The 15,855-nt window shown below is 54.0% G+C and carries 17 protein-coding genes; 8 read left to right on the forward strand and 9 right to left on the reverse strand.

Features of this window, described 5'->3' with window-relative positions; genetic code table 11:
* Positions 1-2: 2 nt before the first annotated feature.
* From cydB to ACOTYB_RS20050, 6 genes are all read right to left on the reverse strand, one after another.
* The gene (cydB, locus tag ACOTYB_RS20025; protein WP_015571779.1) at positions 3-1,013 is read right to left on the reverse strand and encodes a cytochrome d ubiquinol oxidase subunit II; all 1,011 of its coding nucleotides are present in this window, start codon (positions 1,011-1,013) and stop codon (positions 3-5) included.
* Positions 1,013-2,416, reverse strand: coding sequence for a cytochrome ubiquinol oxidase subunit I (locus ACOTYB_RS20030; RefSeq protein ID WP_220153322.1), 1,404 nt, complete (start codon positions 2,414-2,416; stop codon positions 1,013-1,015). Before ACOTYB_RS20030 ends, cydB begins: the two co-directional genes overlap by 1 nt.
* Before the next feature lie 70 nt (positions 2,417-2,486).
* Positions 2,487-3,359 carry a manganese catalase family protein gene (locus ACOTYB_RS20035; RefSeq protein ID WP_220153321.1) on the reverse strand — a complete coding sequence of 291 codons (873 nt, stop codon included), beginning with the start codon at positions 3,357-3,359 and terminating at the stop codon, positions 2,487-2,489.
* Between the two features lie 17 nt (positions 3,360-3,376).
* Entirely contained in the window at positions 3,377-3,883 is a 507-nt protein-coding gene (locus ACOTYB_RS20040) for a ferritin-like domain-containing protein (RefSeq protein WP_003862853.1), read from the reverse strand.
* A gap of 62 nt (positions 3,884-3,945) precedes the next feature.
* Positions 3,946-4,443, reverse strand: a complete 498-nt coding sequence (locus ACOTYB_RS20045) for a ferritin-like domain-containing protein (protein ID WP_003862851.1) — start codon at positions 4,441-4,443, stop codon at positions 3,946-3,948.
* Between the two features lie 90 nt (positions 4,444-4,533).
* A complete protein-coding gene (locus ACOTYB_RS20050) occupies positions 4,534-4,722 on the reverse strand; it encodes a general stress protein (RefSeq protein WP_022651794.1) in 189 nt (62 codons plus the stop codon).
* A gap of 453 nt (positions 4,723-5,175) precedes the next feature.
* On the opposite strand from ACOTYB_RS20050, the gene yjdI reads away from it, so the two are divergent.
* Together yjdI and ACOTYB_RS20060 are read left to right on the forward strand one after the other, a co-directional pair.
* The gene (yjdI, locus tag ACOTYB_RS20055; protein ID WP_409249056.1) at positions 5,176-5,406 is read left to right on the forward strand and encodes a 4Fe-4S mono-cluster protein YjdI; all 231 of its coding nucleotides are present in this window, start codon (positions 5,176-5,178) and stop codon (positions 5,404-5,406) included.
* Between the two features lie 10 nt (positions 5,407-5,416).
* Entirely contained in the window at positions 5,417-5,689 is a 273-nt protein-coding gene (locus tag ACOTYB_RS20060; protein ID WP_003862848.1) for a GNAT family N-acetyltransferase, read from the forward strand.
* 33 nt (positions 5,690-5,722) lie between these two features.
* On the opposite strand, the gene ACOTYB_RS20065 is transcribed toward ACOTYB_RS20060, so the two are convergent.
* Both ACOTYB_RS20065 and ACOTYB_RS20070 read right to left on the reverse strand, forming a co-directional pair.
* On the reverse strand, positions 5,723-6,952 hold the full coding sequence (locus ACOTYB_RS20065) for an amino acid permease (protein ID WP_003862847.1): 1,230 nt from the start codon (positions 6,950-6,952) through the stop codon (positions 5,723-5,725).
* A gap of 115 nt (positions 6,953-7,067) precedes the next feature.
* A complete protein-coding gene (locus tag ACOTYB_RS20070; protein ID WP_022651793.1) occupies positions 7,068-7,532 on the reverse strand; it encodes a multidrug/biocide efflux PACE transporter in 465 nt (154 codons plus the stop codon).
* Between the two features lie 101 nt (positions 7,533-7,633).
* On the opposite strand from ACOTYB_RS20070, the gene ACOTYB_RS20075 reads away from it, so the two are divergent.
* The 3 genes from ACOTYB_RS20075 to ACOTYB_RS20085 all read left to right on the forward strand — a co-directional run bounded on the left by ACOTYB_RS20075 (position 7,634) and on the right by ACOTYB_RS20085 (position 10,772).
* Positions 7,634-8,500 carry a LysR family transcriptional regulator gene (locus ACOTYB_RS20075; RefSeq protein WP_003862845.1) on the forward strand — a complete coding sequence of 289 codons (867 nt, stop codon included), beginning with the start codon at positions 7,634-7,636 and terminating at the stop codon, positions 8,498-8,500.
* A gap of 92 nt (positions 8,501-8,592) precedes the next feature.
* On the forward strand, positions 8,593-9,771 hold the full coding sequence (locus tag ACOTYB_RS20080) for an acetyl-CoA C-acetyltransferase (RefSeq protein ID WP_003862843.1): 1,179 nt from the start codon (positions 8,593-8,595) through the stop codon (positions 9,769-9,771).
* Between the two features lie 317 nt (positions 9,772-10,088).
* A complete protein-coding gene (locus tag ACOTYB_RS20085) occupies positions 10,089-10,772 on the forward strand; it encodes an oligogalacturonate-specific porin KdgM family protein (RefSeq protein ID WP_003862842.1) in 684 nt (227 codons plus the stop codon).
* Between the two features lie 187 nt (positions 10,773-10,959).
* On the opposite strand, the gene ACOTYB_RS20090 is transcribed toward ACOTYB_RS20085, so the two are convergent.
* Positions 10,960-12,135 carry an oligogalacturonate lyase family protein gene (locus tag ACOTYB_RS20090; protein ID WP_220153319.1) on the reverse strand — a complete coding sequence of 392 codons (1,176 nt, stop codon included), beginning with the start codon at positions 12,133-12,135 and terminating at the stop codon, positions 10,960-10,962.
* Between the two features lie 300 nt (positions 12,136-12,435).
* On the opposite strand from ACOTYB_RS20090, the gene kduI reads away from it, so the two are divergent.
* The 3 genes from kduI to ACOTYB_RS20105 all read left to right on the forward strand — a co-directional run bounded on the left by kduI (position 12,436) and on the right by ACOTYB_RS20105 (position 15,825).
* Positions 12,436-13,272: a 5-dehydro-4-deoxy-D-glucuronate isomerase gene (gene kduI / locus ACOTYB_RS20095; RefSeq protein ID WP_003862837.1), complete on the forward strand. Its 837-nt coding sequence runs from the start codon at positions 12,436-12,438 to the stop codon at positions 13,270-13,272.
* Positions 13,273-13,335: 63 nt separating this feature from the next.
* The gene (gene kduD / locus ACOTYB_RS20100; RefSeq protein ID WP_003862835.1) at positions 13,336-14,097 is read left to right on the forward strand and encodes a 2-dehydro-3-deoxy-D-gluconate 5-dehydrogenase KduD; all 762 of its coding nucleotides are present in this window, start codon (positions 13,336-13,338) and stop codon (positions 14,095-14,097) included.
* Positions 14,098-14,409: 312 nt separating this feature from the next.
* Complete coding sequence (locus tag ACOTYB_RS20105) at positions 14,410-15,825, forward strand: sugar porter family MFS transporter (protein ID WP_003862834.1); 1,416 nt, start codon at positions 14,410-14,412, stop codon at positions 15,823-15,825.
* Positions 15,826-15,855 lie beyond the last annotated feature (30 nt).

The raw sequence follows: 15,855 nt of genomic DNA on the forward strand, positions 1-15,855 counted from the left end.
CCTTAGTGATAACCTTCGGTATCAGACACTTTGCCCCGGAAGACGTAATAGCTCCAGGCGGTATAAACCAGGATCACCGGGATGATTAACAGCGTGCCGATCAGCATAAACAGCTGGCTGGCAGGCGGCGCGGCGGCTTCCCACAAGGTGATGTGCGGCGGAATTATGTGTGGCCACAGGCTGATGCCCAGGCCGCTAAAGCCGAGGAAGATCAGGCCCAGCGTTAACAGGAACGGACGGGCATGGCTGTCGGGATTACGCGTCAGCCGCCAGATCCACAGGCTGAATACCGCCACCAGAACCGGAACCGGCAGGAACCAGAAGAAGTTAGGCAGAGTAAACCAGCGCTCGGCGACAAACTGCCAGCCGAGCGGAGTCCAGATACTTACCACCGCAATGACGGCAATCAGCGCCAGCAGAACGTGGCGGGTCAGCTCGCGCATCCGGTTTTGCAGCGCGCCTTCGCTTTTCATGATCAGCCACGTGGTGGCCAGCAGGGTATAGGCGACAATTAAGCCCAGCCCGCAGAACAGGTTAAACGGGGTGAACCAGTCCAGCGAGGAGCCCACAAAGCGACGCCCTTCCACGTCAAAGCCGTTGATCATCGCGCCAACCACGATCCCCTGGCTGAAGGTTGCGAGCAGGGAACCGCCAGCAAAAGAATAGTCCCAGAATTTGCGGTGGGAAGGGGTCGCCTTAAAGCGAAACTCAAATGCCACGCCGCGGAAAATAAGCCCGATCAGCATGGCCGTCAGCGGGATGGTCAGGGCATCGATTATTACCGCGTAGGCCAGCGGAAACGCGCCGAACAACCCTGCGCCGCCGAGAACCAGCCAGGTTTCATTTCCGTCCCAGACCGGGGCGACGCTGTTCACCATCACGTCGCGCTCTTTGGCATCACCCACAAAGCTGAACAGCATGCCGATACCGAGATCGAAACCGTCCATGATGATGTACATCAGCGTGGCGAAGACAATAATGGCAAACCAGATGACCGGGATATCGACGCCCATCAGATCTTCTCCTCTTCCGGAACAGACTCGGCGGCGGACAGCGGACGGGCAGGGGTACCCGATGTATTAGACGTTAGCGTGCCCACAGGCTGCGGACCTTTTTTAATCAACCGGGCGAGATACACATATCCCACGCCAAATACCGAACAGTAGACCACGATAAAGGCCAGCAGGCTTATGCTCATCTGCAACGTGCTGTGCAGAGACACCGCATCTATCGTGCGCAGATAGCCGTAAACGACCCACGGCTGGCGGCCCACTTCGGTGGTGACCCACCCGGCGAGCAGCGCGAGTAGTCCGGCAGGCCCCATACAGAGGGCAAACCAGTGGAATAGCCGTGAGTGATAGAGTCGACGGCGATAGCGCAGCCAGACGCTCAGTACGCCAAGGGTAATCATCAGCAGCCCCATGCCGACCATAATGCGGAAGGACCAGAAGACGATGAGCGAGTTAGGGCGGTCCTCTTTCGGGAAATCCTTCAGCGCCGGGACCTGTTTATCCAGGCTGTGCGTCAGGATCAGGCTGCCGAGCGCGGGAATTTCAAGCCCGTATTTGGTGCGTTCCTCTTCCATATCCGGTACGCCAAACAACAGCAGCGGGGTGGCCTCGCCGGGCGGGTTTTCCCAGTGGCCTTCAATCGCGGCGATTTTGGCAGGCTGGTGCTCAAGCGTATTCAGCCCGTGCATATCACCAACCACGGCCTGAATGGGCGCGACCAGCAGCGCCATCCACATGGCCATGGAGAACATCTTGCGGATCGCGGGCGTATCGTTACCGCGCAGCAGATGCCATGCCCCGGACGCGCCCACAAACAAGGCGCTGCACAGGAAGGCGGCGATGGACATATGGATCAGTCGGTAAGGGAATGAGGGGTTAAAGATAATGGCCAGCCAGTCTTCGGGAATGACCTGACCGTTCTGAATACTGAAGCCCTGCGGGGTGTGCATCCAGCTGTTAGAGGCGAGGATCCAGAAGGTGGACATCAGCGTGCCCAGCGCCACCATGCAGGTGGCAAAGAAGTGCAGGCCGGGGCCAACCTTGTTCCAGCCGAACAGCATCACGCCTAAGAAACCGGCTTCCAGGAAGAAGGCGGTTAAGACTTCATAGGTGAGCAAAGGGCCGGTTATGCTGCCCGCGAACTGGGAAAAGCCGCTCCAGTTAGTCCCAAACTGGTAAGCCATCACCAGCCCGGAAACCACGCCCATACCAAAGTTGACGGCGAAAATTTTTAGCCAGAAATGGTATAGCGAGCGCCAGACATCATTTTTTGTGCGAAGCCACATGCCTTCGAGAACCACCAGATAGCTCGCAAGCCCGATGGTGATCGCCGGGAAGAGAATATGAAAAGAGACGGTAAAGGCGAACTGTATCCTGGCCAGATGAAACGCATCAAGCTCGAACATGCTCCGTACCTCTGGAACTGATAGCGCACAAGGCATTGCCAGACAGCCTCAGGCTGCCTGGCAAAACCGGTTACGGTTTTTTCTTACCTGCGCCAAGCTCGGCACCGGTAAGCGGATCGGCGTTAGGGTCGGATTTCGTACGTGCGCACATCGCTTTGACCAGCGTTTCCTGCTCTGTCGTGAGCGTTACGCTTGCGCCGCCGTCACCGCCATCGACCGCGGGCTGAGGAGATTCCACGTAGTCGAAGTGCTTATCGCTGTTCCAGCTACCGCGAACTTCTCCCCCCTCAGACATATTGTAGTACTTATTAGTGTACTCTTCGATTGGCGGCAATTTACCCGGTGGGAAATTGTTACGGATCGACTGGAGCGCCTTCTCAAATGAGAGCTGGTGTGCTGCCTCACGCGTCATTAAAAACGCCAGCGCATCTTTAACACCCGGATCGTCCGTTACGTTAATAAGCCGTTCGTAGATAATTTTGGCGCGCGCCTCGGCCGCAATGTTAGAGCGCAGATCGGCGGTGGGCTCGCCAATAGTATCCACATACGCCGCCGTCCATGGTACGCCCCCGGAGTTGGTCAGTGGAGTACCGCCGCCGTAGAGCAGGGAGGTGATATGACTGTCGTTGCCGTTCTCGGTCATGGAGCGGTACAATTCCGCTTCATTTTCAACGCCTTCCGCCAATTCACCTTTCGCACCCTTATTCAGCATACCCACCAGGGTGCCGATAATTTCCAGGTGACTTAACTCCTCGGTCGCGATATCCATCAGCATATCTTTACGACCGGGATCGTCGTCGCTCAATCCTTGCGTAAAGTAACGACATGCCGCGGCAAGTTCGCCCTGTGGCCCGCCAAACTGCTCAAGCAGAAGATTGGCCAGGCCCGGATTCGGTTCGGCTACGCGTACCGTGTATTGCAGCTGTTTTGCGTGTCGAAACATAGTTTCTCCCTCTTTCGTTATTTTTTCGCTTCAACACCGTCCGCATCGGAGCGCAGCAGGAACTGTTCCGTCGTCTGTGGAATATGCTGGAGCAGCCAGTCAGCCATCTGGCGCTCTTCTTCCAGAATGGACTCAATGGCAGGAATGGAGGCGGTATCGCCCGCTTGTTTGGCCGCAGCCAGCAGAGAGGTGTAGCAGGCAATTTCAAACTGCTCAAAAACGTAGCCGCTGATGGAGCCTTTAACAATTTCGTCGGAAGGGAACATGCCGCCAATGGACTGGCCGAGCGCCGCCATTTTGCTCATGGAATCTTTTATGACCGAACGGGAAATATCATTGCGGTCGAGAATTTCTTCCAGCACGGTAATTTGGTGTTTAGTCTCATTAACGTGTTGTTCAATTCGTGCACGTAAGTCGGGATAATTATCAATACGGCTGGCCATAGATTCCAGCATGGATTCGGCTTGCTTTTCCATCGCATGGGCATCGCGTAGCCAATCATGGTAGTGTTCTACATGATTCATAATTAACTCCTGTGATTTATTATCTGGTTAATTTTTGTTGCTGATGCTCATCAAATTAATATTTATCCTTTCTGGGCTTTTTGATTAATATTGCCGACAGCCAGATCGGTTAATTTGAGATCGGTTTCTTTTTCTTCTTCCAGCGTTTCGGCAAGAAGTTTAACGGCTTTTTTATAGCCTAATTGTTCAGCCAGGGTGGCCAGGGTGCCGTAGCTGGCAATCTCGTAATGCTCGACTTTTTGTGCTGCGGCAATTAATGCAGCGTCACGCACTTCATTTTTCTCAGTGCTCTCAATAACTTCGTTGGCTTCTTCAATTAAGCCTTCCATCGCAACGCATTTCATGCGCTTCAGTTTGAGGCCGGATTCCTGCTCAATAATCTGATCGATACGCTCGATTTGTCCCTGAGTCTCTTCGAGGTGGGCCGTGAACGCGGCACTCAACTTCTCGCTGGATGCGGCGCGAGCTAACTTGCTTAGAGCGCGGGTCAGCTGCTTCTCAGCGCTGTAGGTGTCGGATAACAGGTGAATAAATACATCTTCAACAGTTTTCATATTCATATTTTCGCTCCAGTGAAATAAAGGGAAGGTACTGCGAGCCGACGGGCCCGCAGCATGCTCTCGGTATATTTATAAGAGCTTTAAATAAGATCAGGAGTTATCAGATTTACGGCCTCCGCCGTGACTGTTCTGGCCCCCTTTCTTACCCGCTTCAGATGCGCGTTGCGGATCGTTTTTGAAATTACCGCCGCTGTGCTGGCCGCCTTTACGTCCAGCTTCTGATGCCTTTTCACGGTCTTCAGCGAAATTACCGGAACCACCACGATGTTGCTCTGCCATATATCAACCCTCATGTTGCGTTTATGTCAGGAGATACGATAAGTAATTCGTATCAGTTGTCGTTCAGGAATTAACATTAGTCGTTATGTGAGAAGAGTCAAATTTCATGTCTGGGTTGTTTTGCGGTAATTTTGCAGGTGTTCAGGAAATACCGCTTCGTTACGAACTTTAAAAACGGATGGTAAATCCACTGGTTAGGGAGAAATAAATCTGGATGTTGGGAGTTCGCTTAGCTAATAATCCTAATGTGAACGTGGCGTGAATTATTACAAGAGTTGACACAACGCAAAAATATATCGTCGCAACGGGTGCTTCTGTATTCGGAATAATCTTAAGTGCCTGGCGAAATAACGTGTTGAAAAGAAGGTGGCCAAACCTCGTTTTTGACGTGGTCAGGCGGATCGGCTGAGGGTATGCTTCTTTTGTCACCACAATAATTACAGAGGCAATATCATGGATCAGGAGCTACTGGATGCGAGGTACCGGGCCTACACCGGTGAGAAAATTGATGTTTACTTCAACACCGGGATCTGCAAACACTCGGGCAACTGCGTGCGCGGCAGCGCGGCGCTGTTCGACCTGAAGCGTAAACCATGGATCGCGCCGGATGAAGTAGATGCAGAAACGGTTGTGCGCGTAATTGATACCTGCCCGAGCGGTGCGCTGAAGTACCGCCAAAAATAAGTGAGGAACCATGGAAATTCTTGAAGGCCATAACAAGTTTTACGTCAACGACGCCGAAGGCAATCAGGTAGCGGAGATTGTCTTTGTCCCGACCGGCGAGCATCTGAGCATCATTGAGCACACCGATGTTGATCCAAGCCTGAAAGGGCAGGGTGTGGGTAAGCAGCTGGTGGCGAAGGTGGTAGAGAAGATGCGCGGGGAGAACCGTAAAATTATCCCGCTGTGTCCGTTTGCGAAGCATGAGTTTGATAATACGCGGGAGTATGACGATATTCGGGCGTAAAACAGATGCCCGGCATTGCGCCGGGCAGCACACTCAACCGACAAACATCACCGACACACACAGCACACCCACAATCAGCGTCAGCAGGTTACCGATGGAGCGGTACGGTTTTAACGACGGGATCAGGTACGTCGACAGCGTCGGCATGATGAACAGGATCATGGCGATAAGCGGACCGCTGATGGCGTAAATCATCGAGATCGCATTCGGGTTGATGCAGCAGACCGCAAAGGTAATCAGCGACACGCCGAGAATCGAAACCGCGCGGTTAAAGGCGCGACTTTTTTTCACACCCACCTGATTCAGAGACGATTTCACAATTTCCGTTGCCCCTTCAATCACGCCAAAATAGGTGCCGAGGAACGATTTCGACATCGCTATAATTGCCACGATAATGCCGGAAATGCCCAGCCATGCCGGGGACGAAGGCATCATCGACAGCGCGGACAGGATCGTCACCCCTTCCTCTTTTGCCGCCACGATATACGACGGTGGAATCGAAAGCAGGCAGCTGAACACAAAGAACAGCACGCTGAGGCAGATGATCAGATACGCCACTTTCATGATTTTTTTGCATTTACCCATCGCCTCTTCACCGTATTTCTCGCGACGGTCCACGGCGAAAGTCGAGATGATCGGAGTATGGCTAAAAGCGAAAACCATCACCGGGATCGAAATCCACACCTGGTGCAACGTATGCTGGTCGAAGGCCATCTGGCTCGTCAGAAGCGACGGCTGCCAGCTGCCCGTCAGATACAGCGAGACAAACAGGAAATAGGCGATCAGCGGAAAAACAAGGAAACCCATCACCTTAATGGTGATGTGCCGCCCCATCAGGAAGATCAGATTCAGAATCAGCACCACGCCAAAACTCACCAGCATCCGCATGCCGGTATCCACCGTCATCCGTTTCGCCAGCTGTTCAGTGAGTGAGTTAGTTATCGCCACCGCGTAAATCAGAACCACCACAAAGAAAGCCACAAAATAGAGCGTGGTAATGAGGTTGCCGATCTTTTTGCCGTAGTAATGGGAAACGGCACCAGTGATCCCTTCGTTGCCTTTCGTCTTCGACGACAGAATAAATTGCGCCAGCGCTTTATGCGGCCAGTAGGTTAAGGGATACGCCACAAGGGCGGTGATCAGCAGGACAATCGCGCCAGCAGAGCCGAGCTGAATGGGCAAGAACAGGGTTCCTGCGCCCACGGCAGTGCCGTAGAGGGCGAAACTCCAGAGAGTCTCTTCTTTTGACCAAATTTTCGACATTAGAGCAACGTATCAACTATAAAACGAACAAAAAGGAGTGCAATTTACCATAATTATGCGTTGAGGTCGCCGTTGCTTCGCAGGGGTGGGCCGGAGCAGGTCTCCGGCCGGAAGGTTATTCGCTTGCCAGGGCGCGGCGTTGCTGGCGGCGCTTGATGATTTTCTCCCGCAGGGTGTCGTACGCCCAATTGTAGAGCATGGTGTACGGCAGGAAGAACAGGAAGAAACCAATTTCCAGCGTAAAGGCCTGGAGCAGCGTCACGCCCAGCACGGCGGCAACGATGGTTACGCCAATCACAATAAAACCGCATTCAAAACCCAGCGCATGCAGGGCGCGCACTTTCGCCGTGCGCTTCACCCGCTGGACGGGCCAGAAACGGTCGAAGCCAAAGTTATAGATAATGTTCCAGAGCATTGCCGTGGTCGCCAGAATTATGGTGAGACCCCCCATTTCAACCACCGAGCGCTGCATTAGCCACGCGGCCGTCGGGGCGAGGATCGCCGTAGCAATGCCTTCAAAACAGACGGCATGGAAGATCCGCTCCGGCAATTTACGTTGGAGTGCATCCTGATGTTGCATATTTACCTCATATTGACGCCAGTATGGGCGTTGATGCGGTCTATTCTTATCGTTTAAGGTGATATATAAAAGATGGTATCCATCGATAAAGTAGATACATCATGCGTTATTCTCCCGAAGCACTGACCGCGTTTGTTGAAACTGTCGCCGCAGGTTCGTTTTCTGCTGCGGCACGGCGGCTGCGTAAAAGCCAGTCCACCATCAGCACCTCCATCGCCAACCTTGAAGCTGACCTTGGCTTTGAGCTGTTCGATCGCTCGGCGCGTCACCCGGTGTTGACCGCCCAGGGTGAACAGGTGCTGGGCTATGTCCAGTCGATACTCGCCGCCAGCGCGCGCCTGGATGAGCTGGCCGTATCTTTAACCGCGCAAACGGAGGCGCGTTTTACCTTTGTTCTCTCCGATACGCTTAACCCGGCCGTGCTGGAACAGATGATGAGCCAGTTCGACCAGCGTTTTCCGCACACGGAATTTGAGTGCCTGATTGGTGAAGAGGAGGACGTGATCGATCTGCTGCAAAAGGAGCGGGCGCAAATTGGCCTGACGGAAGCGCGCGACAGCTACCCGACCGATATTGGCGCGACCCGTCTGCCTATGCAGACAAGGATGGCTATTTACGTTTCTGCCGGACATCCTCTGGCAGGGCAACATGAGACGCAGGCGGACGAGCTGCATGGCTGGCGCGAGCTGCGGCTGAGTACCTATCTTGAACGGGAAGCGCCCCTTGCGCGCGGGCCGGTCTGGTCTGCGCCGAATTACCTGTTACTGCTGAGTATGGCGGTACAGGGCTTTGGCTGGTGCGCGTTACCCTGCGCGCTGGTCGACGAATTTGCCGCGTCGAAATCGCTGGTGCAGCTGAACGTGCCGGGCTGGCCGAGGTCGATTGCCATCGATCTGGTATGGAACAAACGAACCCCGCCCGGCGTCGCCGGAAGCTGGCTGCGCCAGTACTTGCAGGACGCACGATAATCCTGTGACTAAACTCACTAATTTTAAACATTTGCGTCAATTGTTGATAACAATCCTCTACTATCGTCATGTCATTTTGCACAGAGGTCGTGATGAAAGATGTCGTTATAGTGGGTGCGTTACGTACGGCTATCGGCTGTTTTCAGGGAGCGCTTGCGCGTCACTCTGCGGTTGATCTCGGCAGCGTGGTGGTAAGAGCGCTGGTGGAACGCAGCGGGATTGCCGCACATGAAATTGATGAGGTGATCCTTGGCCAGGTGCTGACCGCTGGCGCGGGACAAAACCCTGCGCGCCAGGCAGCGCTGAAGGGCGGCCTGCCCAATACCGTTTCGGCAATTACCATCAACGACGTCTGTGGTTCAGGTTTGAAAGCGCTCCATCTTGCGACGCAGGCCATCCAGTGCGGTGAAGCGGACGTGGTTATTGCCGGCGGGCAGGAGAATATGAGCCGCGCCCCGCACGTCCTGACCGACAGCCGGACCGGCGCGCAGCTCGGGAACAGTCAGCTGCTTGACAGTCTGGTTCACGACGGGCTGTGGGACGCCTTCAACGACTACCATATGGGCGTAACGGCGGAAAACCTGGCGCGGGAATACGGTATCAGCCGCGAGCTTCAGGATGCATATGCCCTCAGCTCACAGCAAAAAGCGCGTGCAGCGATCGACTCCGGGCGTTTTCGCGATGAAATTGTCCCGGTCAGTACCCAGCGCCAGAACGGCGAAGCGCTCATCGTCGATACCGACGAGCAGCCGCGCACCGATGCCAGCGCAGAAGGGCTGGCAAAACTCGATCCGGCCTTTGAAACGCTCGGTTCTGTAACGGCAGGCAACGCCTCATCCATTAACGACGGTGCGGCGGCGGTGATGATGATGAGTGAAAGCAAAGCCCAGGAGCTGGCGCTGCCGGTGCTGGCGCGCATCAAAGCGTTTGCCAGCGTGGGTGTTGATCCTGCGTTAATGGGGATCGCCCCGGTCTATGCCACGCGCCGCTGCCTGGAGCGGGCGGGCTGGGAGCTGAGCGATGTGGATCTGATTGAGGTCAACGAAGCCTTTGCTGCACAGGCGATCTCGGTCGGGAAAATGCTGGAATGGGATCCGCTGCGGGTCAACGTCAACGGCGGTGCAATTGCGCTGGGTCATCCCATTGGCGCCTCCGGCTGCCGCATTCTGGTGTCGCTGGTCCACGAAATGAAAAAGCGTAACGCCCGAAAAGGGATCGCAACGCTCTGTATTGGCGGAGGGCAGGGGGTGGCCCTGGCTATCGAACGGTAATTTTCCCCTCTGCGCACAGAAAGCCTCCCACGGGAGGTTTTTTTGTGTCCGCAGAATCCTTTTTTAACACTTCTGCGTTCTTTCTGAAGCCCGCAATAATTATTGCGCGGTTAATTATTTGCTTTGTGAAGTGCTTAATGTGATCTTCCCCCTGAAATTTACGGTTAATGCCCTTTTTTTGTTGATGGGGTTCACGTCGATCTTTGCCAAAAAAAATGAAACAAATAATTTCGATCCTTGTCACTAAAATAACGGTGCATAAAAAATAAACTCAAGTTTCATAAAAACGAAACGTTATTTTAATTGAGGGTTTTTTCATGTTTAAGAAATCTCTGCTCCTTGCTTCCCTTATTAGTGCCTCTTTTGCGGCTAGCGCCGTTACCGTCGATCTGCGTCACGAATATATTGACAGCGGCTCGAATGCCGACCGTGTTGCCGTCTCGCACCGCTTTGATAATGGCTTTGGTTTTTCAGTCGAGGCGAAGTGGAAATCAGGCGGGGACAAGGCAGATCAGCCATTCGCGGATGTAGTGGGGAACGGTCACGAAGATCAGATTAGCTGGCGCTGGAAAGCGACAGACAATATCGCCCTGACCCCTGCGTTTACGATTGAAAGCACAGACAGTCGCACCATTTATAAACCGAATCTGCATGTGCAATATAGCTTCGATAATGGCTTCTACGTGGCTGCGCGTTACCGTTACGAATATACTCGCTACCCGTCAAGCTCAAATAAGGACGATGATAAAGTTAACCGTGGCGATGCGTGGGTCGGTTGGGTATTAGGTGACTGGCGTACCGAGCTGAACTATGTTTACGCGAAAAGTTCTGAAGGCGTGGCCCGAAATAATAATAAAGATTATTCCAACGAATATAACGCCAAGCTGGCCTACAAATGGGATAAAAACTGGGCACCGTATGTGGAGGTGGGGAACGTGGGGGTTAAAGACACGGACGAACGCCAGACCCGTTTCCGTTTAGGTGTGGCGTACTCCTTCTGATAATTCAGTTCCTTCGCTAAAAACCGCCGGGTGGCGCTAACGCTTACCCGGCCTACGCATTCTTTCCAATCCATTTTTTCGTAGGCCGGGTAAGCGAAGCGCCACCCGGCAAAAAGCGCCGCGCAATCACCCAAAAAAAAGCCCTCCGAATCGGAGGGCAAGGCCAGTTACAGAAACACTAACTCATTCAGGCATGCAACATTTCAGGTTGCTCGGGGAGTTTCGCGATATAGAGGGCCGGTTTGCCGTCTTTATCGGAACTGTACAGCACCGCTTTTTCGTCCGGCGTGAAGGACGGATGCGGGTGGGTTACCTGGCGGCTGTTCGCCACCGTAGCCCATGAGGTGTCATGACGGGCGATGCGGTAATAAGATTTCTTCGCCACGTCAAAGGCATACAGATAAGGATCGTTATCAATGGTGTAGCCGCCGGTGTCTTTCACGTCAACAGGCGTACCGGAACCGTCGCCAACCAGCATGCTGCCGTCAACGTTGCTCATCAGATGCGAACAGGCGGGCATGTTCATTACCGCTTCATTCACGCCGGTGTCCGGGTTGAAGCGGGAGATGGTACGCCCTTGCTGACCTTTCAGATAAGAGACGTAGATCAGCGCGGACCCGTCCGGCACCCAAAATTCATGTGTACAGCTTTCACCTTCCGCGTGCGTTTTCACTTTCCGCACGTTGCTGCCATCTTCGTTGACCAGCCACATGCGGGCGTCGACCAGGTCGTGCGGCCCTTCATGACAGAAGGCCACGGTATTGTCATCGAACGGGCGATAAATCGGATGTCCCAGCCAGATCTTCTCGTCATGAATGGTGGTGCTTTCACCCGTTTTCAGATCAACGCGCAGCAGGCGGCAGTGCGGCCCTTTGTGGAAGAAGTCGTGGAAAATTTTCCAGTCGTTGAGTGGCGTCCAGTCACGTCTGGCAATCTCAATACCCACCAGTTTGGTGCAGTCGCTGTTCGCGACCCAGGTGCCGTAGCCGACCCACTCTTCCGAAACGCGGTACACTTCGCGCTCTGCCAGCGTCTGTAAATCCACCTCCAGCAGGGTGCGATCGTTCTTCACATAGTAGAGGGATTTATCGTCCGGAGAGAGGAACCCGCCAAAGGTATTATCGCCCGCGCCTTCGGTCAACTGTACCGCTTCGGCGTTTTTCAGATCCAACAGGTAATAGTTCCAGTGACCGTCGAACTCCCCGGCGAACAGCAGGTGGCTGCCATCGTTAAAGAAGCACTTCTGGTAAAAGTAGTTGCGATGACAGGTTACTTCCGGTGGGGTCAGGCGGGTGACTTCCACGCCTGTATCCGGATCGCGGCTGACCTCATAGTTCAGCTTGACCCGCATACCTTTAGCCATAATGCACTCCTTTGAACGCGTAATGTAGGTTGAAAACTAGGTTATAAATTATCAAAACGTTGTTTCATTATGTGTGACTGACAGCGCACTTTCTCATTTTAATTAACCAGATTGAGGGTCTTAAAGATTTATCGTGATCGAAACTCCATTTCTGGCATAAACAGGAAGAAAAAATGAAACGTTGTTTTAAATGCAATTGAAAACCCCGTTGTCAGGGGATAATATGTGTTCATCACGAAAACGGAACATTGTTTCGTTATTTATCTTTGCCTTCGGGCACGATCAATTCTGGAGGTTTACGTGGACGTCAGACAAAGCATCCACAGTGCGCACGCTAAAATGCTGGATACTCAGGGGCTGCGCAGTGAGTTTTTAGTTGAGCAAGTGTTCGAAGCCGACAAGTACACCATGGTCTACAGCCATATTGACCGCATTATTGTGGGCGGGATTATGCCGGTGGCGAAAACCGTCTCCGTGGGCGGTGAAGTGGGCAAACAGCTGGGCGTGAGCTACTTCCTCGAACGCCGTGAACTGGGCGTGATTAACATCGGCGGGCCGGGCACCATTACCGTCGATGGCCAGTGCTACGAAATTGGTCACCGCGACGCGCTGTACGTCGGCAAAGGCGCGAAAGAGGTGGTGTTCGCCAGCATTGATGCCAGCAAACCGGCGAAGTTTTACTACAACTGCGCCCCGGCTCATACGACTTACCCAACCAAAAAAGTCACGCCAGCGGACGTTGCCCCGGTGACCCTTGGCGATAACCTCACCAGCAACCGTCGCACCATCAACAAATACTTTGTTCCGGATGTGCTGGAAACCTGCCAGCTCAGCATGGGGCTGACCGAGCTTGCGCCGGGCAACCTGTGGAACACCATGCCGTGCCATACCCACGAGCGCCGCATGGAAGTCTACTTCTATTTCAACATGGATGAAGACGCCTGCGTGTTCCACATGATGGGACAGCCGCAGGAGACGCGCCATATCGTTATGCACAACGAGCAGGCAGTCATTTCGCCGAGCTGGTCCATCCACTCTGGCGTGGGAACGAAAGCCTATACCTTTATCTGGGGGATGGTCGGTGAAAACCAGGTCTTTGATGACATGGACCACGTCGCTGTTAAGGATCTGCGCTAGTCGCAGGCAGTTAAGCATACATCTGCCTGTTGCTGACAGGCGCTGAACGATTAAGGAACAAACATGATTCTGGATGCATTTTCTCTGCAAGGTAAAGTGGCTGTGGTTTCCGGTTGTGACACCGGGCTGGGGCAGGGTATGGCGTTAGGTCTGGCGGAAGCGGGCTGCGATATCGTCGGGATTAACATCGTTGAGCCAACGGAAACTATCGAGCGCGTCACCGCGCTGGGCCGCCGTTTCCTGAGCCTGACCGCGGACCTGCGCAAAATCGATGCGATCCCTGAGCTGCTGGATCGCGCGGTGGCGGAGTTTGGGCATATCGATATTCTGGTCAACAACGCCGGCCTGATCCGTCGTGAAGACGCGATTAACTTCAGCGAAACGGACTGGGACGACGTGATGAATCTGAACATCAAGAGCGTGTTCTTTATGTCCCAGGCGGCTGCGAAGCACTTCATTGCTCAGGGGAAAGGTGGCAAGATCATTAATATTGCCTCCATGCTCTCTTTCCAGGGCGGCATCCGCGTGCCGTCTTACACCGCATCGAAGAGTGCCGTGATGGGCGTGACCCGCCTGCTGGCGAACGAGTGGGCGCAGCACAACATCAACGTCAACGCGATTGCGCCGGGCTACATGGCCACCAACAATACCCAGCAGCTGCGTGCGGATGAAGAGCGCAGCGCGGCAATCCTGGAGCGTATTCCAGCGGGTCGCTGGGGTCTGCCGAGCGATCTGATGGGCCCGGTTGTATTCCTGGCGTCCCCGGCTTCGGACTACATTAACGGCTACACCGTTGCCGTAGACGGCGGCTGGCTGGCACGTTAAGTCAGCCCGAATAAAGAACCTCTGCCCTCGGGTAGAGGTTTTTTTTGCGCCAAAATTGGCTTTATCCATATCCTTAAAGATGAAAAATCCATACTGAAAAGGAATGAATGACGGGTGTCACACATTTATTGCTTAAATATTAACTAATTAATCAAAAATAAGGTTAAACCATCCTGATTTGAAATTGTAATGTCCATCACAGATCGGTGTGTCGTAGCGAAATAATCCATATCTTCACCATTTCCGGCCTGACACTTTCTTCCGGTATCTCGTAATTTCACTTAACGAATTTCGCTGTTGAGGCAGGAAACAATGACATCTGTAAATGACTCTACCCTTATGCCCGCTGCGCTGCGCGATACCCGACGCATGAACCAGTTTGTTTCTGTTGCGGCCGCCGTAGCCGGTTTACTGTTTGGTCTGGATATCGGCGTTATCGCGGGCGCACTGCCCTTTATTACCGACCACTTTACGTTAAGCAACCGCCTGCAAGAGTGGGTGGTGAGCAGCATGATGCTGGGTGCGGCCATCGGCGCACTGTTTAACGGCTGGCTGTCGTTCCGTCTCGGGCGCAAATACAGCCTGATGGTCGGGGCGATCCTGTTTGTTGCTGGCTCTCTTGGTTCGGCGTTTGCCACCAACGTTGAAGTGCTGCTGCTTTCTCGCGTGCTGCTGGGCGTGGCGGTGGGTATCGCGTCCTACACCGCGCCGCTTTACCTCTCCGAAATGGCGAGCGAAAACGTGCGCGGGAAGATGATCAGCATGTACCAGCTGATGGTGACGCTCGGTATCGTGCTGGCGTTCCTGTCGGATACGTACTTCAGCTACAGCGGCAACTGGCGGGCAATGCTTGGTGTGCTGGCGCTGCCTGCGGTGCTGCTGATTGTGTTAGTCATTTTCCTGCCGAACAGCCCGCGCTGGCTGGCGCAAAAAGGGCGTCACGTGGAGGCGGAAGAGGTGCTGCGCATGCTGCGCGACACGTCTGAAAAAGCGCGTGAAGAGCTGAACGAAATCCGCGAAAGCCTGAAGCTGAAGCAGGGCGGCTGGTCCCTGTTTAAGGCAAACCGCAACGTGCGCCGCGCGGTGTTCCTCGGCATGCTGTTACAGGCGATGCAGCAGTTCACGGGGATGAACATCATCATGTATTATGCCCCACGCATCTTTAAAATGGCTGGTTTTACCACCACCGAACAACAGATGATCGCCACGCTGGTGGTGGGGCTGACCTTTATGTTCGCCACCTTTATCGCGGTGTTCACCGTCGATAAGGCCGGACGTAAACCGGCCCTGAAAATTGGCTTTAGCGTAATGGCGCTCGGCACCTTGATCCTTGGTTACTGCCTGATGCAGTTCGATAACGGCACGGCGTCAAGCGGCCTCTCCTGGCTCTCCGTTGGCATGACCATGATGTGCATCGCCGGTTACGCGATGAGCGCCGCACCGGTGGTGTGGATCCTGTGCTCTGAAATTCAGCCTCTGAAATGCCGCGACTTTGGTATCACCTGTTCCACCACCACCAACTGGGTGTCGAATATGATCATTGGCGCGACCTTCCTGACGCTGCTGGATGCGATTGGCGCGGCAGGCACCTTCTGGCTCTATACGGTGCTGAACGTGGCGTTTATCGGCGTGACGTTCTGGCTGATCCCGGAAACCAAAGGCGTGACCCTGGAGCATATTGAACGCAAGCTGATGAAAGGGGAGAAACTACGTAATATCGGCGTGTAATGTCATTGCCCGGTGGCGGGGGGGGGTGCG

Source organism: Enterobacter cloacae complex sp. IR5450, from assembly GCF_049238665.1.
Classification (GTDB): Bacteria; Pseudomonadota; Gammaproteobacteria; order Enterobacterales; family Enterobacteriaceae; genus Enterobacter; species Enterobacter hormaechei_C.